21 protein-coding genes and 7 tRNA genes are annotated in these 26,346 nt (G+C 42.5%); 13 read left to right on the top strand and 15 right to left on the bottom strand.

Translation table 11 applies throughout. The annotated features are described in order from the left end of the window. Positions 1-15 precede the first annotated feature (15 nt). The 9 genes from ychF (at position 16) to BCU91_RS17850 (ending at position 2,898) form a co-directional block, all read left to right on the top strand. A complete protein-coding gene (ychF, locus tag BCU91_RS17890) occupies positions 16-1,107 on the top strand; it encodes a redox-regulated ATPase YchF (RefSeq protein WP_102438973.1) in 1,092 nt (363 codons plus the stop codon). Between the two features lie 204 nt (positions 1,108-1,311). Then, a tRNA-Met gene (locus tag BCU91_RS17885) sits at positions 1,312-1,388 on the top strand. Between the two features lie 123 nt (positions 1,389-1,511). Beyond that, a tRNA-Leu gene (locus BCU91_RS17880) sits at positions 1,512-1,596 on the top strand. Positions 1,597-1,644: 48 nt separating this feature from the next. After that, a tRNA-Gln gene (locus BCU91_RS17875) sits at positions 1,645-1,719 on the top strand. A 25-nt stretch (positions 1,720-1,744) separates the two neighbouring features. Next, positions 1,745-1,819: transfer RNA gene (locus BCU91_RS17870), tRNA-Gln, on the top strand. Between the two features lie 5 nt (positions 1,820-1,824). Then, a tRNA-Met gene (locus BCU91_RS17865) sits at positions 1,825-1,901 on the top strand. 106 nt (positions 1,902-2,007) lie between these two features. After that, a tRNA-Leu gene (locus BCU91_RS17860) sits at positions 2,008-2,092 on the top strand. A 56-nt stretch (positions 2,093-2,148) separates the two neighbouring features. Continuing rightward, positions 2,149-2,223 (top strand) — tRNA-Gln (locus BCU91_RS17855). Between the two features lie 192 nt (positions 2,224-2,415). After that, on the top strand, positions 2,416-2,898 hold the full coding sequence (locus BCU91_RS17850) for a GNAT family N-acetyltransferase (protein WP_102477092.1): 483 nt from the start codon (positions 2,416-2,418) through the stop codon (positions 2,896-2,898). Between the two features lie 101 nt (positions 2,899-2,999). Here BCU91_RS17850 and BCU91_RS17845 read toward each other — a convergent pair whose 3' ends face one another. The 15 genes from BCU91_RS17845 to BCU91_RS17775 all read right to left on the bottom strand — a co-directional run bounded on the left by BCU91_RS17845 (position 3,000) and on the right by BCU91_RS17775 (position 19,588). Next, the gene (locus BCU91_RS17845; RefSeq protein ID WP_102532057.1) at positions 3,000-3,995 is read right to left on the bottom strand and encodes an AgmX/PglI C-terminal domain-containing protein; all 996 of its coding nucleotides are present in this window, start codon (positions 3,993-3,995) and stop codon (positions 3,000-3,002) included. 1 nt (position 3,996) lies between these two features. Beyond that, on the bottom strand, positions 3,997-4,527 hold the full coding sequence (locus tag BCU91_RS17840) for a biopolymer transporter ExbD (RefSeq protein WP_102528072.1): 531 nt from the start codon (positions 4,525-4,527) through the stop codon (positions 3,997-3,999). Then, the gene (locus BCU91_RS17835; RefSeq protein ID WP_102532056.1) at positions 4,524-5,072 is read right to left on the bottom strand and encodes a biopolymer transporter ExbD; all 549 of its coding nucleotides are present in this window, start codon (positions 5,070-5,072) and stop codon (positions 4,524-4,526) included. Before BCU91_RS17835 ends, BCU91_RS17840 begins: the two co-directional genes overlap by 4 nt. Positions 5,073-5,077: 5 nt before the next feature. Further along, a complete protein-coding gene (locus tag BCU91_RS17830) occupies positions 5,078-5,731 on the bottom strand; it encodes a MotA/TolQ/ExbB proton channel family protein (protein ID WP_102438963.1) in 654 nt (217 codons plus the stop codon). 123 nt (positions 5,732-5,854) lie between these two features. After that, entirely contained in the window at positions 5,855-6,193 is a 339-nt protein-coding gene (locus BCU91_RS17825) for a hypothetical protein (RefSeq protein ID WP_102532055.1), read from the bottom strand. A 1-nt stretch (position 6,194) separates the two neighbouring features. Beyond that, positions 6,195-7,073 carry a tetratricopeptide repeat protein gene (locus tag BCU91_RS17820; protein WP_102532054.1) on the bottom strand — a complete coding sequence of 293 codons (879 nt, stop codon included), beginning with the start codon at positions 7,071-7,073 and terminating at the stop codon, positions 6,195-6,197. Then, on the bottom strand, positions 7,051-10,308 hold the full coding sequence (locus tag BCU91_RS17815) for a tetratricopeptide repeat protein (protein ID WP_102532053.1): 3,258 nt from the start codon (positions 10,306-10,308) through the stop codon (positions 7,051-7,053). The genes BCU91_RS17820 and BCU91_RS17815 overlap by 23 nt, the downstream gene beginning before the upstream one ends. After that, complete coding sequence (locus tag BCU91_RS17810) at positions 10,308-12,509, bottom strand: CDC27 family protein (protein ID WP_133126622.1); 2,202 nt, start codon at positions 12,507-12,509, stop codon at positions 10,308-10,310. Before BCU91_RS17810 ends, BCU91_RS17815 begins: the two co-directional genes overlap by 1 nt. A 5-nt stretch (positions 12,510-12,514) precedes the next feature. Then, positions 12,515-13,174 (bottom strand): AraC family transcriptional regulator, encoded by a 660-nt coding sequence (locus BCU91_RS17805; protein ID WP_198590498.1) that lies wholly within the window; start codon positions 13,172-13,174, stop codon positions 12,515-12,517. 47 nt (positions 13,175-13,221) lie between these two features. Beyond that, positions 13,222-14,382: a DUF3570 domain-containing protein gene (locus BCU91_RS17800; protein ID WP_229370619.1), complete on the bottom strand. Its 1,161-nt coding sequence runs from the start codon at positions 14,380-14,382 to the stop codon at positions 13,222-13,224. Continuing rightward, on the bottom strand, positions 14,363-14,608 hold the full coding sequence (locus BCU91_RS17795; RefSeq protein WP_102439160.1) for a DUF4266 domain-containing protein: 246 nt from the start codon (positions 14,606-14,608) through the stop codon (positions 14,363-14,365). Before BCU91_RS17795 ends, BCU91_RS17800 begins: the two co-directional genes overlap by 20 nt. A 7-nt stretch (positions 14,609-14,615) precedes the next feature. Continuing rightward, the gene (locus tag BCU91_RS17790) at positions 14,616-15,119 is read right to left on the bottom strand and encodes a TlpA disulfide reductase family protein (protein ID WP_102438952.1); all 504 of its coding nucleotides are present in this window, start codon (positions 15,117-15,119) and stop codon (positions 14,616-14,618) included. Between the two features lie 76 nt (positions 15,120-15,195). Beyond that, entirely contained in the window at positions 15,196-15,852 is a 657-nt protein-coding gene (locus tag BCU91_RS17785; protein ID WP_241904112.1) for an outer membrane beta-barrel domain-containing protein, read from the bottom strand. A 65-nt stretch (positions 15,853-15,917) separates the two neighbouring features. Continuing rightward, on the bottom strand, positions 15,918-16,679 hold the full coding sequence (locus BCU91_RS17780) for an SH3 domain-containing protein (protein WP_102477101.1): 762 nt from the start codon (positions 16,677-16,679) through the stop codon (positions 15,918-15,920). Between the two features lie 146 nt (positions 16,680-16,825). After that, positions 16,826-19,588: a PD40 domain-containing protein gene (locus tag BCU91_RS17775; RefSeq protein ID WP_102532050.1), complete on the bottom strand. Its 2,763-nt coding sequence runs from the start codon at positions 19,586-19,588 to the stop codon at positions 16,826-16,828. A gap of 254 nt (positions 19,589-19,842) precedes the next feature. Between BCU91_RS17775 and BCU91_RS17770 the strand changes: the two genes are divergently transcribed. The 4 genes from BCU91_RS17770 to BCU91_RS17755 form a co-directional block, all read left to right on the top strand. Next, complete coding sequence (locus BCU91_RS17770) at positions 19,843-21,129, top strand: hypothetical protein (RefSeq protein ID WP_241904111.1); 1,287 nt, start codon at positions 19,843-19,845, stop codon at positions 21,127-21,129. Between the two features lie 2 nt (positions 21,130-21,131). Beyond that, on the top strand, positions 21,132-23,576 hold the full coding sequence (locus BCU91_RS17765) for a LamG domain-containing protein (RefSeq protein WP_102532049.1): 2,445 nt from the start codon (positions 21,132-21,134) through the stop codon (positions 23,574-23,576). A 101-nt stretch (positions 23,577-23,677) separates the two neighbouring features. Beyond that, positions 23,678-25,255 (top strand): general secretion pathway protein GspF, encoded by a 1,578-nt coding sequence (locus BCU91_RS17760; RefSeq protein ID WP_102532048.1) that lies wholly within the window; start codon positions 23,678-23,680, stop codon positions 25,253-25,255. 866 nt (positions 25,256-26,121) lie between these two features. Beyond that, a partial coding sequence (locus BCU91_RS17755; protein ID WP_133126621.1) for a hypothetical protein occupies positions 26,122-26,346 on the top strand: 225 nt, incomplete at its 3' end.

The raw sequence follows: 26,346 nt of genomic DNA, 5'->3' as shown, positions 1-26,346 counted from the left end.
TATAAAGGTAAAAATATGGGTTTTAAATGCGGCATTGTGGGTTTGCCAAATGTTGGTAAGTCAACACTATTTAATGCGTTAACTAAAGCAGGAATCGAAGCTGCTAACTTCCCGTTTTGTACCATTGAGCCAAATACGGGTGTGGTTCCAGTACCTGATCCACGTTTAGATGCATTAGCAGCGATTGTTAATCCAGAACGTATTTTACCGACTACAATGGAATTTGTGGATATTGCAGGTTTAGTTGCTGGCGCATCAAAAGGTGAAGGTTTAGGTAACAAGTTCCTAGCTAACATTCGTGAAACGGATGCCATTGGTCACGTTGTACGTTGTTTTGAAGATGACAACATCGTTCATGTTGCTAACAAGGTTGACCCTGCAGGCGATATTGATGTTATCAACACTGAACTTGCGTTAGCGGATTTAGACAGCTTAGAGCGTGCTATCTTCCGTCAGCAAAAGCGCGCTAAAGGCGGCGACAAAGATGCTAAGTTTGAAGTAGAAGTACTTGAAAAAATGCGTCCAACTTTAGATGAAGGCCAAATGCTGCGTTCATTAGAGTTAAGCAAAGAAGAAATGGCTGCAATTGCCTACCTTAACTTCTTAACCCTAAAGCCAACCATGTACATTGCTAACGTATCTGAAGATGGATTTGAGAATAATCCACATTTAGATGCTGTTAAAGCCATTGCCGCGACAGAAAACGCCGTGGTGGTTGCAGTATGTGCTGCGATTGAGTCTGAGCTTGCTGAGATGGACGCTGAAGAGCGTGATGAGTTTATGGCAGACCTTGGTCTTGATGAGCCAGGGCTTGATCGCGTTATTCGTGGTGGTTATGAATTATTGGACTTACAGACTTACTTTACTGCAGGTGTAAAAGAAGTAAGAGCATGGACTGTGCCAGTAGGCGCCAGTGCGCCACAAGCTGCTGGTGTGATCCACACCGACTTTGAGCGTGGCTTTATTCGCGCCCAAGTAATGGCCTATGATGACTTTATCGAGTTTAATGGTGAAGCAGGTGCTAAAGAAGCAGGTAAGTTACGCGTAGAAGGTAAAGCTTATATCGTTAAAGATGGCGATGTAATGCATTTCTTATTCAACGTATAAATAGTATTTGTAGACTTTAATTAGTCAAACAAGCGGTCGAGGTTAACTTTTTTGGTCAAATATGCCGATTTGCTACGCAGTTTGGTGAACTTATAGCCGAACAGTGCCAATTGATGAAAATAGCTAAAAAAAGCAGTTGACCTCGATACGCTGAATAAGCATAATACGCCCCGTCCTCACGACGAGGGCAACGAAAGATAAAGTGGCAATGTAGCTCAGCTGGTTAGAGCACAGCATTCATAATGCTGGGGTCGCAGGTTCAAGTCCCGCCATTGCTACCATCTTCTCAAGATGTCAAACTAGAGATTCGCTGGTTAGTTAAAGCCGCAAGGTTTTAGAAATATGACTGGCTACCTTCTCAAGGTTAAATGAGCATCGTGTTCTGGATGTTAAACAGAGTCAGTGCGGGAGTGGTGGAATTGGTAGACACGCCAGATTTAGGTTCTGGTGCCGTAAGGTGTGAGAGTTCAAGTCTCTCTTCCCGTACCATTATATAGAAAGGCTGGCATTAGCGGGTTTTTCGAAAAAGCTTTAGATTGGGATATCGCCAAGTGGTAAGGCACCGGGTTTTGATCTCGGCATCCCCAGGTTCGAATCCTGGTATCCCAGCCATTTTAAAGTAAGTAGACAAGATTATTGGGATATCGCCAAGTGGTAAGGCACCGGGTTTTGATCTCGGCATCCCCAGGTTCGAATCCTGGTATCCCAGCCATCTTAGGCAATGTAGCTCAGCTGGTTAGAGCACAGCATTCATAATGCTGGGGTCGCAGGTTCAAGTCCCGCCATTGCTACCATGTTTAAAGGTAGATTAGTGGGTAACGCTATGCTACTTAGTTAGAAAAGAGCAACAACAGAGTTTACACTATATATAATTAGTGTATATTCTGAGAAAGATTTGATGCGGGAGTGGTGGAATTGGTAGACACGCCAGATTTAGGTTCTGGTGCCGTAAGGTGTGAGAGTTCAAGTCTCTCTTCCCGTACCATCAAATTTTTTCAATATGTAAACCTTCCTTTATGAAAAGTTATACATAACCAATTTTGGGATATCGCCAAGTGGTAAGGCACCGGGTTTTGATCTCGGCATCCCCAGGTTCGAATCCTGGTATCCCAGCCAAATTTAGCCTCACGGTTAAAGAAAGAGCCCGTCTTATGACGGGCTTTTTGTTGCCTGAAATTTATGATTTATCTTCTTATATTTATCCATTATCACTTATCGATTGAGGCATATGATTATTTTTGTATGATGGATAAGTCATACGTTCCAAATTATTACTTTCTAAATTATTACATTCAGAGTCTGCCCGAAATGCCAATTAATCCAATTACAGAGTCAATGTGGCCTGAAATCTATAAACTCCAATCGCAAGTGTATGTGGATATTGAACCAGAGCCGCTCGAAGTCCTTCGGGATAAATGGCAGCATTCTGCTCACTGCTGTTTTGTCTATCAAAATGAAGAGCAAAAGGTAATGGCTTATCTATTGGCTCATGTTTGGGCTAATGAAACGCCTCCTAAGCTCTATCAGACACTTTCTGAGAAAAAGGAGGGTAATAAATTGTTTCTACATGATTTAGCGGTATCTGCTCTATTAAAAGGCTCAGGAGTCGGTAAGCAAATGGTTGAGCAGTTAAAATTAATTGCTAAGCAATACAATTACTCACAAATACAACTTGTGGCAATACAAGGCTCAGTCCCTTTTTGGCAAAAAATGGGCTTTGAGATTGATCATGAGCAGGCGGCTAACGCAAGTTATGGCCCTGATGCTAAGATTATGAAGCAAGTGCTTTAATCTGTTTTACTTTTTAAGCCTTAAGCAAATAAAAAAATACGGCCAATTGGCCGTATTGTTAACTGATAAAAATTAATTAATCATTTATCGCTTACTTCTGTCTAGCTGGGTAAGAAGTCGATCGCCCAAATGGTTGTCATTGTTGCAACATCTTCTGCTGGGAAGGTGATTGAACGTAACACAACCTTTAGTTGGCGCTCTAATTTGGCATTGTTAAGCTGGCTTGATTGAATATCAACCCGACTAATGCTGCCATTAGGCAGGATCTCAATCTCAAACATGACTTTACCTTTGAGGAAAGGGTCTTTACGCAGAGCTCGATTATACAAGGCATATAAACGTGCTTTGTTCGCCTCAAGTGTGCGGCGTAATGCTGCCTCTGAACGTTGGCTTCCCGCAGAAGCCAGTTGCTCTTCCTCGGCAATTGCCCCTTGAGTAGCTAACACCTCCTCTTCTGCCAACCTAATTTGTTGGGTGTTTTTAGTGCTTAAAGCATCTGACACAACGGTTTGATTGACGGTAGAGGTGGTTAAACTCTCACTTTGGGTATTGGCCGAAGCTGCTAACATCTTACGTTTGACTTTCACTTCTTGCGCCTGCGTTTGTTCAAGGGCACTTTGAGATGCCGGCTTGATATCAAACGCTTCACGCATTGAAAAAAGCTCATCTTTCATGGCTGCTAGCCCTGAAGTTTGTGCTTTTTCTTTTGCGGCCTCACGGGTCATTGTCGGCTGTACTATTGGCTTTTCAACAGGTTTATCGATAGGCTTCTCTTCAACCTTTTCCGGTTCTTTTTCAAGTTCTGGCTCAGGTTCAGGAATAACTTCTGGCTTTTCAGGCACTGGAAGTTGTTTTTCTTTAAGCATTATTTTCGCTAACTGCGGTGGTAATTGCTCTTTAACTTCTCTTGGCACTTCAACTTGCTCAAGTAAAGGCACACCGATGCCGAACACAGCGTAAATGACCAGTAGTAACACTAAGATCTGTTTAAATAACCTATCTTGTTTACTGGGCTTAAATAAATCACCTATGTCGTTAAAGCTATTACCATTTGGGCTACTGCCATTAAACGAATGGGATAAGCTTGCTGCTGTCATGCTAACTCTCCTCAGCCGTTTTACTGGCTTGGCGTTCCACGGCTAATGACATATTTCTATATCCCGTTTCAGCACAAGCAGCCATAATTTGCTTTAACGCCATATAAGGTGTGCTGCTATCGCCAATAATGGTGACGGCACGGCCTTTTTCCTGTTCTGACTCTGTTAACTCAGTACGTTTACTCGCTTGGTATGTAAGCTCAGTAGTCATCGCTTCGATAAACTCAAGGTTTTCTTGTTCACTGAAGTTAGGCTTATCAGCACTATTTTGCCAAACAGCTCGCTCTTGGATAAGCACTGTATCTTTAAGTACTGTGATAACCAGGTTTTCAACTGGCAGTTCTTCAGCAATAGAGACAGGTAACTTTATCTTTTCGATATTTTGTAGAACGCGTACTTCAGATTGATTCACAATCAAGAAGAATACCAAAATCGTAAAGATATCCATCAAGGCAACTAAGTTAAGTTTGCCACCTGATTTAAAGCGCTTATGGTGCTTAGCAAGTCGTTTAGCTCTGGGTGATTGCTTCATGATTTGCCTCCTGTGGTTTCACTTACTTGTGTTTCAGCAAGTGATTCTTCAGGTGCATCGCCTAATGAGATAAGCGGAAACAGTTCAGCATCGACTAGATTAGCCGCAACCACTGCTTTGTATGAACGCACTGTATCCATTGCAGTCACAATGGTCTGATAATCGATATTAGATTCAAGCAAAAGCACTATGTCATTTTTATCGATTTCTTGTTGTTGAAAAGTCAGTTTAAGGTCTTGTAAGTACACAGACAAAGCCTTGAAATCATAACCTTGTTCTGTTGTTTCAAAACGTTTAAGTAATATGCTCGCAGGGTAGTTGAGCTCAAGACTTTGCTGAGTAATGACCAGTTCCAATACTTTAGGTTCTTGATCATCTTCAGCTTGTTGAGATTCTGACATAACAGGCAATTGCAGATTTAGTATCCGTACTTGTGAAAATACCAAACTCAGTAATAACACAGGCACGAGCACGATCATCAAATTCATAAATGAAGTGATATCGAGTTCTGCATCTTCGGTATTAGGGCGACGACGGCGTCTCATAATTATTAGCCTCGGTCCGAATCCGCTTGCTTAGAAAATGACAGTGAATTAAGTAATTTAATGCCAGCCATTTCAATTGAATCAACAATAGTCGCAGTTTTAGTTTGCAGTGTTGAGTGAAATAGAATTAGCGGAATAGCGGTAATAAGACCAAATGCAGTGGTGTTCATTGCAACAGAAATACTGGAAGACAGCAGGTTAGCTTTTTCAGCTGGATCTGCACTGGCTACCGCAGAGAACGCTGCAATCAGCCCCATAATGGTACCCAGTAGACCAAGTAACGTAGCAATATTGGCTAAGGTAGCAATAAATGGCGTGCGCTTTTCAAGTCTCAACATGTACTCCATGATGGTTTCTTCCATGGCGTATTCCACATCTTCACGGCGATTAGCTTGTGAAATTCTGACGATACCAGATTGCAATACATCAAATACAGGGGCTTTATTATTTTGCGCATGTTGACTGATTGTCGCGACATCACCGCTTTTAAGTGCTTCTTTGATTAACGAGAATGCTTTTTGGTTAGTGCGATGAGCTGAACTGAGATATAACCAGCGTTCGATAGTGATGGCCAAACCGACGACTAATACTAGGGCGATAGGGTATATGAACGGGCCACCATTTTGTAAAAATGCAATAATATGGTCGGTAAAACTCATGATATTTTCCTTTTTATAGAGTCGAACGAAGTTGTTTTTGACTCGTCCTAAATGTAGTTATTTTTTGTTACTGCTTTTTTGTTACTGCTTCGGGTTAAACTTTTATCTTGGTGAATACACCCTTTATTGTTTTGATGAAGTATTCACACTGAAATCACGTACCTCTTGTTGGAACTTTTTAGGGTTAATCGGTTTGAATTGCGGCAAGATGATTTGCATATTGTTATCTTGTATTGCTACAGGGTTGGTAATTCCTTGCCAAGGCATGATGTAAAGCACTTTGGGTTGCTCTTGCGTGCCGGCCACTTTACTTTCAATTAATACGGGTTTGTTTGCTGTGCTGACGGTTTCAGCGGCATTAAGCTGGCCAATGCTAATGACTGATAGCAGCAAGAGTGTCATAACAGCAATAACCGCCGCGTTTACACGGTATGTTGTCATCGGGGTTAATGAACTAACCATCTTATCCTTCTCCTTCTTGCAAATTGAGCCCAGCGCGCTGAATTTTTATTTCAACGCCAGCCAACCATCGCTGGGCTTGAACATCATCAGGTTTTAGCAATAAATAGGATTGATAATAACGTCTCGAATCTAATAGTTTTCCTCGGTATAGCTCGAGCAAAATAGCCAGGTTAACTTGTGCTTCTGGATAATTAGGCCAAATAGATAATGCGGTTAAATAATCTTTTTCTGCCTGTTCAAATTGACCTTGCTTTCTTGCTACAAGGGCCTTCAACTGAAAGGCGTAAGGGTTTTTATGGTTAACGGCAATGGCTTGATTTAACAAAGATTCAGCCTGACTAAGGTCACTTTTATTAATGGCGATTAAGGCTTTGTTTACTAATGCACCTGATAGGGTTGGCTGCGCCAAGAGTACTTGATCGAATAATACATCAGCTTGATCAAATTGCTGTTGTTTCATCAGAGCAAGCGCATCTTGATACTGAGTTAACACCGTACTGGGTACATTGGCTAAACGTTGCTGTGCTTGCTCAGCATATAAGTTGTAATTGTTGGCTGTTATGTCATTTAAAGCGCCATTACTTGCCGTTTGCTTGTTCGAGCTGTTCCCTACAGAGCCATTTGCCACAGAGCTAGCATTGCCATCATCTGTGTTAACCATATCCACCATACTGCTATCTAGGGCATCAATACCGTTAGCTTCGGCGTTTTCACTCGCTTGATCATTAGTCATCGTTGAGCATGCAGACAAGATCATTAGGCTGAAACCCATTAATAACTTGATGGTGACATGAGCTGAGGAAAGTGTGTTATTCACTTTATTATTCACCCGACTGTTTACTCTCTTACTTAAAGGTTTAGTGAATTGATTCAACGACATTATGTGTCACCTCCTGTTTGTTATATAACGCAGGTGACAGTTCAGTTAAGGTTGTGAAACTTTTGCCAATCCATTGGTCATAGATATTTTGCCAAGCTCGCTCAATGTTACTGATATGAATTTCAATAGCCTTTTCCTCAAATGGATAGGCGAGCTCTTCAAGCAATATTTCGTACTCTTCCAGCGCTAATTCATCTAGGTCACTAGGGCGCTCAGAGTCCATAACATCAGCCGCTAACTGGCGATACATTTCAGCTAAGTTAAAGGTTGCTTGCGGCACATATTGTGCTCGTTGAAAGTCCAACACTTGCTGGTAATAATCAATAGCTTGTTTCATCGCGTCTTGTTTACGCTTCAAGGTTTTATTTAATGGCGCGGTTAGCTTAATCGCGATAAATGTTTGCTGGTGTGCTTGGGCTAATTCAGACGCTGCAATAGAGGCAATTTCAATTTCTCGCCCAGCAAAGGTATTCGCTTTAGCTTGCTGCTTGGCGTGGAAGGTTAATATCTGGCGATACCAGTAATATTCCTTGTTGGGCTCGTTAGAAACTTGATAAAACTCGCTCATTTTAAGGCGTACTTCTTGTGCTACATCAAAAGGCTCAGGGTAATCTTTAGCGTATGTTCGATAGGTTAAGCGGGCTTTTTCGGTTTCGCCTGCTTTGAGGTAGTACTCCGCAGCAGTATATTGCGCCTCACGCTTTAGCGCTCCTTTGGGTTCATTGGCAACAATAATCAACAGTTGCTCAGCAGCCAATTCCCATTGTTCTAATGCTTCATATGACTGAGCAAGTTTTGCTGGGATTGATGCACTGAAGTGATGTTTAGGGTAACGCTTTTGAAATGGCACCAATACCGTAATAGCTTGTTGCCATTGCTGTTGCGAAAGCAAGATATTCGCCGCTTCAAACTCGCCACTGACTGCATATTTTGATTCAGGCACAGCTTTGCTAATCCGTAATAAATCGACAACAGCAAGTTGCGGATTGTCGTTCTTGTTAGCCTGTGCTTGGAAGTAAATGCTTGATGCTAATAAATCGCGCATTTCAACTCGTGATGTCGCTTGTTGCGCTGTCGGTGTTTGACTGACACTTAAATATTTTAACGCCAGATTATAAGATTGCTCAGCAAGGGCATATTGGCTTTGCTGATATAACCCGTGAGCATATAACTGAGTCACAAGTTGTACTTGTTTTAATTGAGTTTTAGGCAGCTGTTTACCGTGCTCTACTGGATTGATAACACTTGATTTATCTAGGGCGATATAAGCCTGAGGTTTTTGTACACTGGCTAATTCATCAGGTGTTTGTCGCGCTACTACCGCTATTTGTTCTGCACTTTTCTCAGAGGGTTGATTAATGACACCGTGAGTCACTAATACAAATTCGCTGAACTGGGCTAAATCCAGGTAGTTTTTCGATGCAAATGAATATTGGGCGCCGTGAGTTGCAAGCTCTAGAGCGCGTTTATCATCTGGATAGTTGGCGATAAACTGTTTATCTAAGGCGACCCTCTCTTGGACAACGACCTGAGTGCTATCCAAATTTGCATTAGCTTGATTTTGCAGCGGCGTTAGGATTTCTCGAATTGTGATTGTGGTTGCATAAGCCGCCTGCTTTTTGAGGGCTATCTGCTCTTGGTTTAGCTGCTTATTTGGTTGGCTTAAGTGATCAGCTTGTTGGTTTGGCTGGTCTGCTTGAACCGAATCATCAATAGAACTGATTTCACCATAAGCGATAGTTTTATAACTGTTAAGTGCTTGTCTAAATTGCTGGGCTTCAAAATTAGCATCAGCAAACAGGTATTCATCAGTGTGAATATCTTTGCTGAGTAAGCTGCTTGCCTGTGGCAATTTTGCGAGTTGTAAGTAAGTACTTAATGCATTTGCAGCCGCTTTAAAAGCGCTTACTCGGCCAATGCCTGCAGGCTGATTTTGCGCGTTGGCGTAAACTCTGCGGCTATGCTCATCACTAAATGCCAGTAAATGAGGCAGTAACTCTCGTTGATGCTTTGCACTTGCTTGACTCCAAAAAGTGCTATTTAACCCGTACTGGTTAATATAATCATTTTTGAGTTTATGCATTGAAGCAAACTTACCTTGGCGCTGATAAAGCTCAAGTAAAGCCAATGAGTAACGAGCAGACCAAATGTTATCTTGTGCCAAACCGATATAGGCTTGATAGGTCTGCTCTGCATCATGTTGCAGCTCTTGTTTTAGTAAGAATTTTGCTAAGTTATCAAATAGAACATGTTGATAAATAGGTAAGTAACGCGTGTCTTGTTTTGATGTCACCAGCGCAACTAAGGATACGGATTGTTGCTGCTGACTGAGTGAAATACTTAACACTCGCTGCGCATCAATTGCTAGGTTTTGCTCGCGGCTGCTCAAACTAGCAAAGCTGAAATCCGTTGCGGTTAACTCATTTCGCTTTGGTTTATGGTTAGCTAAAATCGTATCGAACACGGCTAAAAAGGTACTGTCAGCCTCAGGTAAGCGATTCAGTTTAAACAGTGACCAACCAGACATATAAATGCTGTTGAGTAAATATTTATCATTGTTATCAGCTAATTGAACCTGTTTATAAGCGCTTATCGCAGCAGGGTAATCTTGTAAGTTGTAATAGATTTCGCCACGCCTAAAGTTAAGCTCAGCCAAATATTGAGTGTTAGGGTAGCGGGATAATAACGATTCCATTTCGATTAAGCTTTCATCTAGCAGGCCTTGCAAATCTAGCGCTTTTGCCAGTTGATACTGCAGATGCTCGTTATCAGCGCGATTAGGGTAGCGCTGTAATAGTGTTTGATACTCAGCGATTAATTTTGCTAGTTGTTGATCGTTTTGCTTGAACTGTTGCAAAGCTTTTTGCTCTGCAGCTAACTGGTTAACCCCCGTATCTTCATCAAGAACTGTGGTTTCAAGCTCACCAAACATTTGCTCTTCAAGATTTTCAGTCTTAATTTGAACCAGACGATATTCAACGTGTGTTCTGACTTCTGGGTTGGGTTCTAATGTCAGTAATTGCTGATAAATTTGCGCAAGTTTTTGGCTTCGCTGCGCTTTTGTCAGAGCAAGTGAGTCCAATGAAACTTGGGGTTGTTGTTTGGCTAAATCAGTTAATGTCGCTCTTTTGGGATTGTTATTAGCTTGAGTATCTAGGGTGCTTTTACAACCGCTGACGCCAGCAATGATCATGCAGCTAACGAGTAGAGATAGCGTTGGTTTTGATGGGGTCATTATAATTTCTCCCCATTTATAACAGGTTGGGACATTTGCTCTAATACAGCCGCCATTTCATGGCGAGAGGCCAGTAATAACTGTTCAAGCTGAATTTGTTGCTCAGAAACAAAGGCTGAGATTTTTTGTTGAATTTGAGCTTTGGTTGAGGATTCAAGTGCTGCGATATTTTGAATTGTTGTAACCAGTCTCGTTTCTGCTTGAGCTTGGCGCTGCTCAAACGCAGTGGTTTGTTGCTGAGAATTGGCTAACTGAGCAAAGCGTTGTTGCTGCAGACTTACCAGTACGAGTTGTTGGTCGACTTGTTTAAGTAATTTTTTATGTTGCCATAACCTTTGAGGAAATTGCTGTTGCAACTCCCAGTTAAGGACTGCTTTAACGCGGTTTAGTCTTTGTTGATACTCTTCAGTGCTGCGCTGACCACGAATAGCCTTGATAACGTTTTCACTTTCATTGACGCGTTTAAGCCATGCTTGCTCTGCGTCATTGGCAAAAATATCTGCGTTTTCTTGTGCCTCAGCCTCAGTAATCATTTGTGCTAACAGCTGCTTTTGATTGGTTAACTGCTGAATCAATTCAGGATACTGGGTTTGGCTTTGCTGTTCGATGATGCGAGCTTGACGCTGTTTATTGAGTGTTAAGCTCTCTTTTATCCAGGCATTTTTTTGCTGCTGACGGTCAATATTGCTCGTTAACAGTGATAACTCAGATAAGGTATCGATATCGTGTTTCAGCTCTGGATTTTCTAAGGCTTTTTGCAGCCATTGACCATTAGCTCCCGTTTGAGCGTTTACATTACTGTTGAACAATAATGGCGTTAATTCTGTTTGCTTAATATCGGTATGAAAGCGTGCTAAGTCAGCTAATTGTTCAACATAGAGTTGCTCGGCTTGTTGATAGCTATATAGGCTCTCAGAAAGTGTGTTTTGCTGTTTGATTTGAGCAGAAATGAGTAATGCTGATTGCCAACCGAGCTGGGAGTATTGATAGTCACGTTTTAATAAATCAAGCAATGCCAGTGAAGTGTCATATCGCTTGATCTGCTGAGCTGAGAAGGCAAATAGAAATAGTGCAGACTCAGTGTAAGGACTGTGCTCAGGAAAATCTTGTAATTGATCGAATGCTGCTTGGTATAGACCTTGTTTAACATACAGTTGGGCTAACAATAATTGAGCATAATCATTAATGGCTTGCTGCTGGATTTGTTTGTCTGCCTTTAATTCATCAGCTGTCATTATGCTTATGTCAGTGATTTCTTTATTAACATTTTTACTAGAAACTTGAGCTCGTTGTTGTGGACTCTTTTCGGTAAATAAGCTTTGCCAGAAATTCGTTTCAGTTGCTGCTACGTTTATGTTTTTAATGCGTACCAGCAGTGTTTCTGCGCGTTGATAATCCTTTGCTTGCATCAATTGCAGTGCTTGGTTAAGCATGACGTAAGCAGATAATGCTGACTTTGCAGTTAATTCAGTATCTGCTTGGTTTGATCCCGCGGCTGACTCATCAAGTATTTTCGCTGAAGGAGTCACAGATGCAGGCCAATATGCCAATTGATGTAGGATCTGATATTGCTCAGCATATGAAGCAGGCAGTTGAGTGATATTAGCGAGGGTTTGCTGGGCAGCACTGTGTTTACCTTGCTCTATTTGTTGTTCTGACAACTGTAGTAGCGCGATAAGCTTTAGCTCATCAGCAGAGGTGGCAGTTTTATTGCCTTGTTTATCTTCGGTTGGTGGCTCAATACCTGCCAACTTATCGTCTGCTTGTTGTTGAATTAATGCTTGCTCGAACGTGGCCAACGTCTCTGTAGCTTGATGATGTAAACCGATGGATACCTGTAAGCCAGCTTCAAACAAATGGCTTTTTGCGGTATCAGCATCAAAGCGCTGTCTGTTTAGGCTAACTTGGCTTAATGCGGCGTTGTAATCACCTTCAAAATAAAAGTATAAGGCTTGGCGATAAAGTTTATTGCGCAGGTTAGCTTGCTGAGCAAGGGTTAAATTAGTTGCAGTCGTTGCATTAGCAACTTCAGTTGGTTGCTTATTTAGTTCATCAGTTGAGACATCAGTGGGCATATCAGCACTGATAGCTGCAGTTGAAAAACAGCCGCTAACGATAAGCAGTAATATCGCTTTTAGCTGAGGCGTTGCTACTGCATAGCGGCTAAAGTCAGGGAAAGCTTGGTTCATATTAACTGGCATAACCGTTATAAAACCCACTCTTCAACTTTCACATCTGCACGATAACTGGATTCATTATCTTCAAGTTTCAATTCCACCATCACGGTTTCATCTGTCTTTTCAAATTGATGAGTCACTGCTCTTTGTACGGTGCGACCTTCTGCATCAACACCGGTAAAAATAGCGGTAAGCTGATGCTGTCCCATTTTCAAATTTCCCATATAGACTTTTTGAATGCCGCCTTTTTCCAGTGCACGACGTTGGCGTTGGGTATATAAAAAACCGGCTACATTTTGCTGATTAATTTTTAGCTCGACACTGTCTAGGGTAAAAAAACGTCCAATATCCACTGACACAAATACAGCTATTTGAGTGCTTGCGGGGAACAATAAGTCTTCTTCAAGAATGAATAAATCACGATTTAATTTAATGACTTGGCTTTTGATGTTTTCAAGATCGCTTGCTACCTGACTCTGACTATCAGCGCTACCATTACCATTACCATTAGTCATTGCATTAGCACTCGCGTCACTATTAGTATTGGCTAACGCGGCACTTGGCTGCATCGCGCTCCAGAACACGGTTATAAATAGCCCCAAAGTGAGCCATATTTTAAAATTTGTAGATGACTTAACAGTGTTACCCTGCGCTGTACCTTGTCCAGTACCTTGATCTGTGTTGTTCATATTCCTACCTTGAAAATGGGCTAAATCGCTAACATTACGCAAAATGATTAAAAGTAAACGCTATAAAAAGCGCGGATGACGTTAGCGGAAAAATTGTAAAACGGTTCGTTACCTACGCCACCATCAGCAGTGGGATCTCTAAAGTTGTTGTAGTCGAAGGTGATGTAGTCCCATTGAATACTGGCTTCTGAACGAGTATCTCCAAAAGATAAGCTTTCAGGCATTAAATAAGTGACACCTAGGCCTAAGGTTAAGTCATTAAAGTCACTTAACTCTTTATCGCGGGCTAGGTAGTTTTGTGCATCTTGATAAGGGAATAAGTCACTATAAAATTCAGCTTGAGTTTGCTGGTAGTAACGCACTTTAAATTCAAGTTCTAAGAAGTCACCAATAGGGTGGCGGTATCCGAGTTCGACATCATTAGCATCAATTTCCCAGCTGTCGTTGAAGTAGCGATAATGAAAAAATAACGCCGCGCGATAGGGCAGAAAGTAGCTTGCCGATAATTTGGTTGAAAACGAGTTACGAGTCTCTGGATAGATTTCTGACTGATAGCCAACACCGGATGGGTTAGTTGTATCTATGTAGCGTACCGTACGGTATGGGTTATTGAGGTAACCTTCGTCAGCAATGGCTTCAAAGTTAAGTTGCGCGGTTAAGTTGCGAGTTAAAATTTGACTTATGCCTGCGCGAATACGGTACTGCTGGCTTTGTTCTTCAAATTGGTCATCGCCATTGCGGCGTATTTCATTATCACCATATGACACACCAAGACTTAAATTGGTTAAATCGCCAAAGGTATCTTGAGATACATTAACGCTAAAGGATTGTGCGAGGTAATCGTCTTCATCACTCTGGCGGGCATTAAAGGTCATTAAGGTCTTATCGTTGAGGTATTCGACCCCAACTTGGCCTTCATGGCGCTTTTCGCTATATGGACTTGCTGTACTGAGCACATCTACAGAGGCCGAAGAAATGCTATCGAGGTAGTAGTAGCCAGTAAACGCCAATGATTCTGAGGTCTTTTTTCGAAGCAATACCGAAGGACCGTCAATTTTCATCCCGCCGCCTTCATAGCTGTGATAAAGCACATCAGCGCGATCAGGCTCTAGCACTGCTGCTAGGCTGAGTGGCGAGCAGAGAATTAATCCTGTCAGTGTGGCTGTCTTTAATAAGCACTTGAGCATCTTAGTTACAACCACAGCCACCGCCTCCAGTTCCTTCTGCTCCGCGAGCAGACTCACGGGCCTCCAATACATGCGCTACGTGCATATTGGCAATGGGGTGCCTACCAAATCGCATAATAGGATCGGCAAGGTTTTGGCGTTCATAAGGTTTTACCCAAGGTTCTATGTCTAAACTTGAGCAGCCCGATATTATGAATAGTGACGACAGGGCCGTTATGAGCATGAGCATTTTTTTGATTGGATTCATCATAGGGTTACTCTCTGATCAGCTTTTTAATCGCAGCGGCGTATTTTTTCTCGTAACCGTCTTGATAACCTAAGAACACATATCGCACTTTGCCGTCGCGATCGACAATCACAGTCGTTGGCATGGCTTTTACATCGTAGGTCTGAGATAGGCTGTTTGTTTCGTCAAAAAAGATGTCAAAACTTAAATTAAGATCGGCTAGAAAGTCTTTACCTGCTTGGTTTTCTTGCTCAACATTGACGCCCCAAACGGCAACGCCTAAATCTCGATATTTGTCTTCAAGCTTTTGCAGTACTGGCATCTCTTTTCTACAAGGTCCACACCAAGATGCCCAGAAGTTAATCAGGATGATATTGCCGCGCTGCTCAGAGAGTTTAAGGTTCTCACCTTGCATGTTTTTTAAGGTGAAATCTGGTGCCATATCGCCTTCTGATAACGCATTGGCTTGAATCGATACACTTAAAGTAAATAGGGTAAACAGGGCAATGAACCCACGCTTAAATAACATCATTGATAATCCTTTTTTTCTTACTATTTAATTTTTGTTTAACTCTTTTTCGAGCTAGGTTGTGACCAACGGCTATAGATTAAAAATAAACAGCAATACCGGTAGAAAAGGTTAAATTGTGCGTCGTTTTTGATGAGCCTGTTATTTGAGTGTCAAAGATGTAGTCACTCATCGCCAGATCCCATGCAACCCAGTCATTGAGAAAAACACGGTAGTTAGCGGTTAAGTTCACCGTAAATTGTTCATCACCGGCAAACTCAGTGTTACCACCACCGACTTCAATGGAGAACACACTGTTAAAGACTAAATCTTCACTGAAAAATATTTCACCAGGCAGAAGGTTATAACCAATATTGAGGCCGTAGTAGGTCATTTCGCGCTCTTCATCTGTCAGTAAAGGCGCGGTATGAGCAAGCTTCTCAAAACTGGTATATCCGCCTTCAGCGACTGCATATCTGCCTTTGACATAAAAGTGTTCACTGATGTGATACCCCAGATGTGCACTAATCCAAGGGCTATTTTCAAAGTCCTCAATTGACATCAAGCCACCTTGAATACCGACCTCGAAATTTTCGGTATCCAATACATCATCGAGTACTTCGCGGCGCTCAACATCGGCTTTAACTCCGACGGTATTTGATTGGCTAGCTTCAGCTGAAAGTGCAATGGCGCTATAGCCCATGCCTAAAGTGACGATACTTAGGGTTAAACAAGATTTAATTGCGTTTTTTACCATGGTATTAATGCTTATTTTTGTTGTTATCGCTGTTTTCATCATTGCCTTCATTATTCCCATGCCCATTAGAAAAAGACGCTAAAGCCGACTTTCCAAGATTGAAGTTGTTCATTTTCATCTCTGTCGGTTAAGGCCAACGAGAGTTTATATTCGGCGCGTAAGATAAAGTTACGTGCGAGATGGTATTTAACCCCAGCCGCTGCACTCATTAAGGTGCTTTGACGTGATTCAGAATCCGCGATAACACTGTGAGGCTTAGTGTTGATAATGCCGCCACCTATGCCAATGTAAGGGACCAAGGTAAATTCAGGAAAAGGATGGCTGTAAAGCATGGCTTCAAATAAGTCACTATCAGAAATGCTACCTAAGGCTTTACCTGCAGATATTTCAGCACTAAAAACAGGGGTGAAAACATAGCCTAAGTGCACGTTATAAAAGTTAGCGCCTTCAAGGTCGCCATACATTACGCCCGATTCCCAGTCTCTTTGCATAAAGGCTTCAGTGCCAATGACATGCTGGTTAACCGCTTCACCATGTTGGCTGAGTCCGCGTAAGTCATCTTCATGAAACCAACCTTCAATGCCACGCTTATCACGGACTTTGAGCCAAGATGTTCGTTTGAGTAGTACACTGACCTGTTCATGTTGCTCAACAACATGTACGACGGGATAGCCTGCACTTGGGCCTGAATGAAGCTCAACAAAGGGAACATCAATGGTTAACTGCGCCGCCGAGGATTCAGCGTGAGCAAGGTTGGAGTTCAATAACGTTAAACAGAGTAATGTACCTGCCAACATGAACTTGAATGGGCAGGCGAAATTAAACATAGTTTCCTTTTTGTAACATCATCAGTCCTTGTTTATTGTTGTTTTTATTTGGCTTTTAACTTTGTTGTTATCAAGGTTTTTCTTATCAAGCCGTCTCTTACCAAGGTTGCTCTTATTATGGCGGCTGTTATCAAAAGCCTTTTCGACTAATCTTGAGCGTAAAAAGGAGTGTTGTAATACTGAGCTCCAATATCTATCCATTCGCTTAATAATTTAAGTTCGTCGGCTGTCAGCATATTTTGATGGGTTTCATCATTCATGGTATTAAAAAACCTGCTACTGGCTCTGGCACCATTAGTCGAGATAATTGCTGGTACATTCACTGTGGTTAATACAGGAATTGGATTACCTTCGGCATCGAGTATCAATTCACCATCGGCATCCAGTTGATAAACCACGTTACCATCGGCATCTAGCACTTCGACTAGTTTGTCGATAACGATCCCATCCACTTCTTCTTGTTCGACATCATTAAAAAATAACTCACGATAACTCGTTAGGTGAGCGATTTGATCTATTGATGGAGCTGCAATCAATTCAAGCTGACCAGCTGGCACCTGGGCAAGGTTATTATCATCGACATTGCTATGGCACACGGTGCAAGTGTTATCCGCAAGGACCTCTAAGGTGTCTTCGTCTATGGCTAAACGAGGTAAATCCCAAAGGGGCTGAATATGTTCTTCATAGTTGATTTGAATGCGGCAATATGGGGTCCAATTATTAAAACATTCACTGCCATTTGGTGCAGGGGTTGTTAAGTTTTCATAACTCAGATTCATACTCGGGTTTGGCGCTGAGATAGCTGGATTAGTCCAAATATCATCGTAACGTAGGCTCGCCGATAGCTCTGCAATGCCATTGACCATAGCATCGGCCTGCGCCATGGTTTGACCTTGTATTGGAATAATATTGCTGCTGGCATTAGGGTATGCAGAGCCACCAACCGCCCCTGTGTTAATGCTGTCTGCTTGGGCACCATAACGGCCATGAGGTAATTGGCTGTTAGCCGTGTGACAACCCATACATTGCAGGGTTTCACCGGCTTGTAAACTTATCCATTGGCTGTGGCGACCACCAATGCGTTGGCCGTTGCTATCTAAGACACTGATGGCTAATGGCACATTTGCAGGGACTTTAATTTTCACTGAGCCGTCTGGCTGAATTGGGGTGTAGCCAATAACTTCGCGCATTAATTGATTTCGGCTGCGGCCAAAATCGGTATTGGCAATATCACGAACTTCATCTGGTGGCATAGGTACGCCGCGGACGACTTTTAAAAAGCGCGCTGGTAATTCACTGGCTGGGGTTAATGAAGGATCGCTTAATCGACTAATACCGCCTTGATTACTGCTGCTGTCTTGACCATCAAAATCATATACGCTGCGAATGTGAATTGCCGCAGCGAGTTCTTCGTGCAACTGTGGATCAAGTTCATTACCAATCACTTGGTTGGCGATAAAGGCTTTAGGTTGCGATGACGGCTGCATCACTAACGCTTCAGTAATCACTTTACCTTCTTCGCTATTGGCGACTAACTGCTGAGTACCGTCGGCATCGTTAAGTAGCCAAAGTTCATATAAGGGATCGGCAAGTGCTAAGGTTTGATCCAGTAACTGTTCATCAGTTAATTGACCACATGCACGGATTTGTTCTTCAACAACAACCCGACAAAGATCCCAACTCAATAAATAACGTTGGCTGTTATCAGGTAATGGATATAAATGAGTTAAGCGCCCAGAAGGTGATAGCGCGTCTGCGAAGTTAAATTTAAAATCAAAACTGAGCGGTAAATCGTTTATGGCATTGTTAGTTGTGTTGTCGGTTTCGCCCGATACCGCAGTGGCTTGCTGGTTATCAATATACTCATCGATATTAATTGTCACAGGCCTTTTTTGATAACTCATTTCATCCTGTGATGACAGCAGCATAAGTATATTGCCATTTGGTAATTGCTGCGGTTTAACAAACTCAATTTGTTCATCTTGCTCATCGAGAGTCATCTGATGAGAATGCCAGCCAAACATTAATTCATTCTCGGTGCCATCTGGATTCATTTTGTAGAGGTTAATACCATGGTCGCCACCCATGTCATCCCAACGGCTATAGAGGATTTGACCATCTTGCAATACCAGTGGGTAGAAATCATGACTAAGATTGAAGGTCAGTTGCTCAATACCGCTACCATCATCGTTCATTAAATGGATGTTGAACGTTTCGTTATCGCGGCTTTCATCGAGAGCGGTGTATTGCGGTTTACCTTCATCGAGTAAAATGGCTCGTGATAAGCGCTGGCGGGTTGAGGCAAATATAATCCGTCCATCAGGGAGAAAGGATGCCATCAAATCATCACCTTGTTCGGCGGTCGTATCACTGTCTATTAATCGGGTCAGTGATTGGTCTGATAATTGGTAACGCCATATATTCCAACTTGGTTGCTCATCTTCGTCGGCATCAGCAATTTCTGGCGCGCGAATAGAGACTAAAAATTGTTGACCATCATCAGATACTGATAAATCACGAATATCTATGCGTTGGATAGTATCAGGATCTTCGGTGATTAAATCGGCAAAAAGTTCGGCGGTGATATTGGTAACGGGTGAGTCAGTAAACGCATTTCGTTTTACAAATAATTGTGCGCCAGGATTAAATTGGCTTGGGTTTCTACTTTGAAAACTAGCGGATTCTGGGTTGTCATCACTGGGCTGGGTAATGAGATCGCGCTGAATGTAAACCACAGGGTATTCAACTAAAACAGGATCAGGCTGTTCATCCTTAAGCGCAGTATCCGTGTTACAACCGCTAACAAGAAGAAACGCCATTAATGCTTGATAAATAGAAGCTTTATAGCGTAAAACTTTATTGTCAAAAGTTTTACGGCCTAATCCCTTTAAGCCGAAAAATGGCTTCATTTATTACCCTTAATATATAATTGTTATTATTGTTATCGTTACATAGTTAAAATGTAATAACTCTTGACATTATTGCCGCCTAGTCTCAGTGTTTCAATACTTTTTAATAAAAATTATTTTGCCAAGTAAAAAATAAAGTTAACAAAAATAAAAACAACAAGCTTTATGATTCCCGAAATACTTATCATTGTCTGCGTTTTTATAACTCTGCCGCTTAAGGCGTTTGTTGGCTGAAATAACGACAAGGAGACAGTATGAAGAGGCAACTTTGTACGGTGAAAAGTCAACGATTTTCAAATAAATTCAATGTGCTAAGAACGCAATTAACACTGAATAAAACCCGAGCCTTTTTGCATAAATTAACACTAGGTTCAATAATTGTTTTTGCTCCTTTGTCTCATGCTGGGACGTTAGAGCAAGCTAAGCAATTACATGATCGTATCGCCGGTGTTCCCGCATCTGAACAAACTCTCAATGATATAGCGCAATTACTCGGCGATAGTAAACCGATAGAAGCGGCTTATTTAGCAATGGAAACCCCAGCTTTTTATTCCACGACCTTAAAATTGTTCGCCACCCCCTGGACTAATATCGATCAAGACAGTTTTGCACCACTAAATGATTACAGTGCAACTGTAATTGGTGCGGTACGAGATGACGTTGATTTCAGGCAGGTACTGCAAGCCGATATGGTGTATGTGGGGAAGAACAGCCTTAATTTACCAGCCTATAGCACCAGTAATAACCAACATTACCAATCATTAGAAGATCAGTTTATTGATTTAAAAGATGGCTTGGAGCGAACCAGTCAGTCTAGCTTAAATGGTTTGCCAAGTGATGCTACAGCAGGCGTACTAACCAGTAGAGCGGCTGCCAAAGCATTCTTTTATTTAGGTACAAACAGAGCCATGGTGCGTTTTACCTTAATGAATCATTTGTGCACTGATTTAGAACCCCTAAAAGATAATACCCGTTCACCTGATAGAATTCGCCAAGATGTTAGCCGCAGCCCTGGTGGCGATAGTCGCTTATTTATCAATAACTGTTTAGGTTGCCACAGTGGCATGGATCCATTAGCTCAAGCGTTTGCATTTTATCAATATGATTTTAACCTTGAAGCCGATCCGGTTGGTGATAATGGGGCTATTGCTTACAACCAAAGTGGCCAAGTTGACCCCGATACAGGCACCAGAGTGCAAGGTAAATACCATATTAACTCGACCAGTTTCCCTTTCGGTTATGTCACTGAAGATGATGAATGGCATAACTATTGGCGTGAGGGGGTTAACCAAAAGCTTGGCTGGGATGAAACCCTTGAAGGTAAAGGCTTTGGTGCTAAGTCATTAGGTGAGGAGTTTGCTAATAGCCAAGCTTTCGCTCAGTGCCAAGTAAAGAAAGTATTTAAAACCGTGTGCTTACGAGATGCAGAGTCCAATGAGGATATTAACCAAATTGCGGCGACCACTGAGTCTTTTCAACAAAACTCATATCAACTTAAGCGTGTATTCGCTGAAGTTGGCAACTACTGCATGGGAGAGTAACGGTGAAATTATCTCAAAAAACCTTATCTAGCCTCTCGGTGCTGAGTTTATGTTTAACCCTCACGGCATGTGGCGGCGGTGACGTAGAAAGTAATCCGCCTCAACAGCAAGAACCAGACTCTGGCGTGTATACCGGTCCTGCACCTGCCACTGAAGATATTCAAAAATATAAAGTCTCATTGTGGGACAATATCTCAACTCAAAATCGCTGTGGAGCCTGTCATACTGAAGGTAATCAAGCGCCATATTTTGCCAGTCGAGAAGACGTTAACGACGCGTATGCTGCGACTAATCCGCTGGTTGACTTAACTGATCCTGCTTCATCTCGCTTAGTTGAAAAAGTGGCTGGTGGCCATAATTGTTGGTTAGACAGTGATAGTGCCTGTGGTGAAACCATGACTTCGTGGATCAAATTGTGGTCAGATGAACGGGTCAGTAGCGCCAATACCATTGAGTTAACTGCGCCAGTCATTCGAGAGCCAGGTGCAAGCAAAAGTTTTCCAGATGACAGTGCGCTATTTAGCCAACATGTTTACCCCATTGTTAGTCAGTACTGCGTTGATTGTCATAACGAAGGAGCGACTTTTGCTCAGTCGCCTTTCTTTGCCAGTAACGATATAGCTCAAGCTTACGAGTCGGCTAAAAATGTCATCAACATCGATGAGCCATCTCAGTCTCGATTAGTGGTTCGTTTAGGCAGTGAGTTTCATAACTGTTGGACAAATTGCCAAGAAAATAGCAATGAAATGCTTGCGGCTGTTACAGCGATGAGTGATGCAATTGCTGTCGATGAAATTTCACCAGAAATGGTGGTGTCTAAATCACTACGCTTAACGGATGGTATTACCGCTTCAAGTGGTGGTCGATTTGAAACGGATGTCATTGCCTTATACCAGTTCAAAACTGGCGAAGGTTCTACTGCATACGATACCTCTGGTATCGCGCCAGAAGCGAATTTATCGCTGACGGGTGATGTTGAATGGCTCGGCAGTTGGGGCTTATCTTTTACTAATGGTAAAGCGCAGGCTAGTACCGCCAACAGTAAGAAACTCCATGATTTAATCACCTCAACTGGTGAGTTTTCAGTTGAAGCTTGGGTCACACCAAATAATGTCACCCAAGAAGGGCCTGCAAGAATCGTCACTTATTCAGCAGGTGATGATGCACGTAACTTCACATTAGGCCAGAGCCAATATAACTATGACTTTATGCTGCGCACTGAAGCTTCAAGCACCAATGGCGAACCAGCCTTAAGTACGCCAGATGCCGATGAAGTGTTGCAAGCGACACTGCAGCATGTGGTATTAACTTATAACGCTACAGAAGGGCGAAAAATTTACGTCAATGGCAACTTAATTGAAGTGGCTGATGAAGATATTGCGCCGTTGGCATCTTGGGATGACAGCTTTGCGTTGATTTTAGGACGAGAGGCTTCAAACCAACATGTCTGGCAGGGTGATATTCGTTTGTTGGCGATTTATAACCGCGTACTAGAGCAAGAACAAATCAGCCAAAACTATGATGTTGGTGTAGGCGAGAAATTCTTCTTGCTGTTCTCGGTAAGTCATTTAATTGATTTACCCAATACCTATGTGATGTTTGAAGTCAGCCAATTTGATAATTACAGCTATTTATTTACTGGCGCTTCATTGGTGAATATCGATGGGACGCCAGTGGCTGAAGCATTTGATATGCGTTCAGTTCGTATCGGGATTAATGGTAAAGAAAGTGCCCAAGGACAAGCTTATTCTAACGTAGATTTAGCCATTGAAAGCGGTCAGGCGTTAGCTGAACCTATGTCGCTGTCGGCATTAGGCACTATTATTGGTCTCGAAAAAGGTGCCAGTCAGGATGAGTTTTTCCTCACTTTTGAACAAATCGGTGAACATGAAAATGTGGTTGTGCCTGGCGTGATAATCACACCTGATGAGTTACCCGCAAGTACTGAAACCGCGCAAATAGGCTTAAGAAACTTTGCTGAAATTAACCACTCAATGAGTGAGTTAACTGGTGTACCTCAGCAAACAACCAAAGTGTTTGATACCTATGCGCTAGTAAAAAGCCAACTGCCGAGTGTCGAAAATATCGATACCTTTATTTCTGCACAGCAAATGGGTGTGACGCAACTGGCAATTGCCTATTGTGATGTCGCCATTGATGACGATAGCTTACGCAGCGCTTGGTTCCCTGATATTGACTTCATGCAAGAGCCAAACGTGGCATTAAGCAGCGCAGAAAGACCTAACTTGCTCACCCCGTTAATTGGTCAACTTATGCCGTTGAATTTATCGAGTCAGCCAGATGCTAACTTGGTTTATAACGAGCTGGATTCACTCGTCAGTAATTTGTCTGTGTGTGGCACAAACTGTAATGCAGAGCGAACCCAAACTATTGCTAAAGCATCATGTGCAGCAGTGTTGGCAAGTGCTGTGATGTTGATTCAATAGGAGCGTAATGATGATAAAAATACCCACACAGATTACGACGTTTCCAATATTGAATATCGACAATCAAGCGGCGGCAAAAAAGAGTTTAAAAGGACTTCAACATGACTAAACGTACTCATCTTCACCCTGACAGTCCTTTATTGTTTTCCGATCATCGTAAACCCATGACTCGCCGTGAGTTTATCTCAACGGGCCTGGCAAAAGGTGGCCAAGTGGTCGCGGGTTTATCATTAATGAGCATGTTTGCTAACCCAAACCAAGCCAATGCTGCGTTGTCTTCTGACTTAGAAGCACTGCGAGACTCATGCGGTATTAGCGTACAAGGGGCGGGTAAAATTCCGTTTATCAGTTTCGATTTAGCGGGCGGCGCCAATATTGCTGGCTCAAATGTGCTGGTTGGTGGTGCAGGAGGTCAGCAAGATTTCTTATCGACAGCAGGCTATAACAAGCTGGGTTTACCTGGTGATATGGCGCCATCGATTGCAAACCCTGATGTTGGTATGTCTGATTTTATTAACACTGATTTAGGGCTCGCGTTCCACTCTGATTCAGCGTTTTTACGTGGCATATTGGAAAAGGTGTCAGCCGATACCGCATCACGGATTAATGGTGCGGTGATCCCTTGTCGTTCTGATAACGATACGGGTAATAACCCACATAATCCTATGTATGCTATTGCGGCGGCTGGTGCTAACGGCTCGCTGATGCCACTCATTGGCTCGCGCAGCACTGACTCTGGTGGCAACTCAATGGCAGCGGCTAATTTTGTCGATTTGAGCATGCGGCCAACTAAAATCGATCGACCGTCTGATGTGACAGGGCTTGTGGATGTGGGGGATTTGTTTAACTTGTTATCTCAGCGCGATGCCGTAACGGTAATGGAAAGCATCCAGCGCATTAGCGCCCAGAAAATGGCCTCGGTGAACACTCAAGTGACTCGTGATGATGTGATTAAAGACTTAGTCAATTGTGGCTATGTGAAAAGTGCTGATTTAGCCGATCGTTTTGGTGATCCTTCGACGCTTAACCCTGTGTTAGATCCTGACATTGTGGGCCCAAGCGGTATCTTTACCATTAATGAATTTGATTCAGAATCAGAGTTCCAAAAAACCGCTTCTATTATGAAACTGGTGGTTAATGGATTCTCTGGTGCTGGCACTGTCACTATGGGTGGTTTTGACTATCACACAGGTGAGCGTGGTACCGGTGAGTTACGAGATTTACGCGCAGGGCGTTGTATGGGCGCATGTTTGGAATATGCCGCTCGTCGCAATCAACCTTTGATGATGTATGTATTCAGTGATGGCTCGGTTGCCAGTAATGGCCGCATCGATGACTCAATGGAAGGACGAGGCAAGGGCGAATGGACGGGAGATAACTCATCTACAGGTGCATCTTTCTTCTTGGTGTATAACCCAGCGGGTAAGCCACAATTGATGGGCGCAAGTGCTGATCAAATGGCACAAAACCAACAAATCGGCTTTATGCGCTCTGATGCCTCAGTGGATACCGCATCAGCCCCATCGGCAAATAACGTGAACTTGCTGGTGGATACGGTGTTGCTTAACTACATGGCACTGCATGGTGAACAAGGCCAGTTCAATATGGTGGCACCAAGACAAGGTTTGGGCAACAGTGCGATGTTAGATTCGCTAACAGCGTTTCAACCGATAGTTTGATTAAAATATAAGTTTATTTTGCTGGTTAAATTGAAAGGCTCAGAGATTTTCTCTGAGCTTTTTTGTTTTTATATTTGTTTTTAACTTTGTTTTTAAATTTAACTAAAATCAGAATCAAAGTCGTGGCGCTTCGCCCACACCCGACGAAAGGGAAACAACAGCATTTCCCTTCTCGACATCCCTTGCCGCCCCAACGAAATTACTCTTTCAAAGCGAGTAAGCTTCATGCTTATTCGAAAATAGCTAACGCTTCCGATAGGCCATCCATGGCCAAACGAAAGCTAGCCTGACGTCCTGTCAGGCTTACGCCATTTTCTTCAACACATTTCAGCAATTTCAATGGGGAACATCAAGCCTGCAACTTCGGTTGTAGTTCCAAATTTTTTTGAAGTTAATTTTATTTGTTTTTTAATGCTTTTGATCTCCTTTGAATATTCAATTCGAATTGAGGTAAGTAAGAAAATCGCGTGAGTCCAGACAGGGATGTCTGGCTAGCTTTCGAGGGGAAGGGACGCCCCATCGGAAGCGTTAGCGATTTTTGCAGCTTAGTGAGGCAGGCTCAAAATATAGGCTAAAGCTGGATGATTCTCCGTTGGAAATTTTGCTTTTTAAATTTCGCCGGAGCGGCGAGGGTGATGCAAGAGGGAGTTGCCGTCCACTCCCTTTTGCTCTGGTGTGGGCGAAGCGCCACGATGTTGAACTTAACCCAAACGAAGTTTGGAAATTAAGCAATCAAATATGGATACTCGTTTATTTAATATAACTTTGATAGAGTGCTTATTAATCAATAGCTTTGCTTTAGTAAGCTATAAATGTTTAGTTCAATAAATGTGTACAATACAAATGTTAGTAATACAAGGAAGTGTATGAAGTTAATCGACTATTCTCAATATTCAATTGATGAGCTATTAGACGTAAAAAGGAGCATTGACCCTAATAGTGAAAATTTTGAGTCTTTGCTGAATGAGTTATCTAGCAGAAAGGAAGAAGTTGCAGCTCATCAAGTTAAAGCAAAACAGAAAGAGCTTAATATTGCTGAAAATAGAGTGCTAATCATTGGCTACCTTCAAGGAGGGTGTAACAGATTCTGT

Origin of the sequence: Shewanella sp. 10N.286.52.B9, assembly GCF_002873635.1 — a bacterium.
In the GTDB taxonomy this organism is placed as follows: Bacteria; Pseudomonadota; Gammaproteobacteria; order Enterobacterales; family Shewanellaceae; genus Shewanella.
Note: the sequence above shows the minus strand (reverse complement) of the source record. Positions and strands in the feature narration are given on the sequence as shown.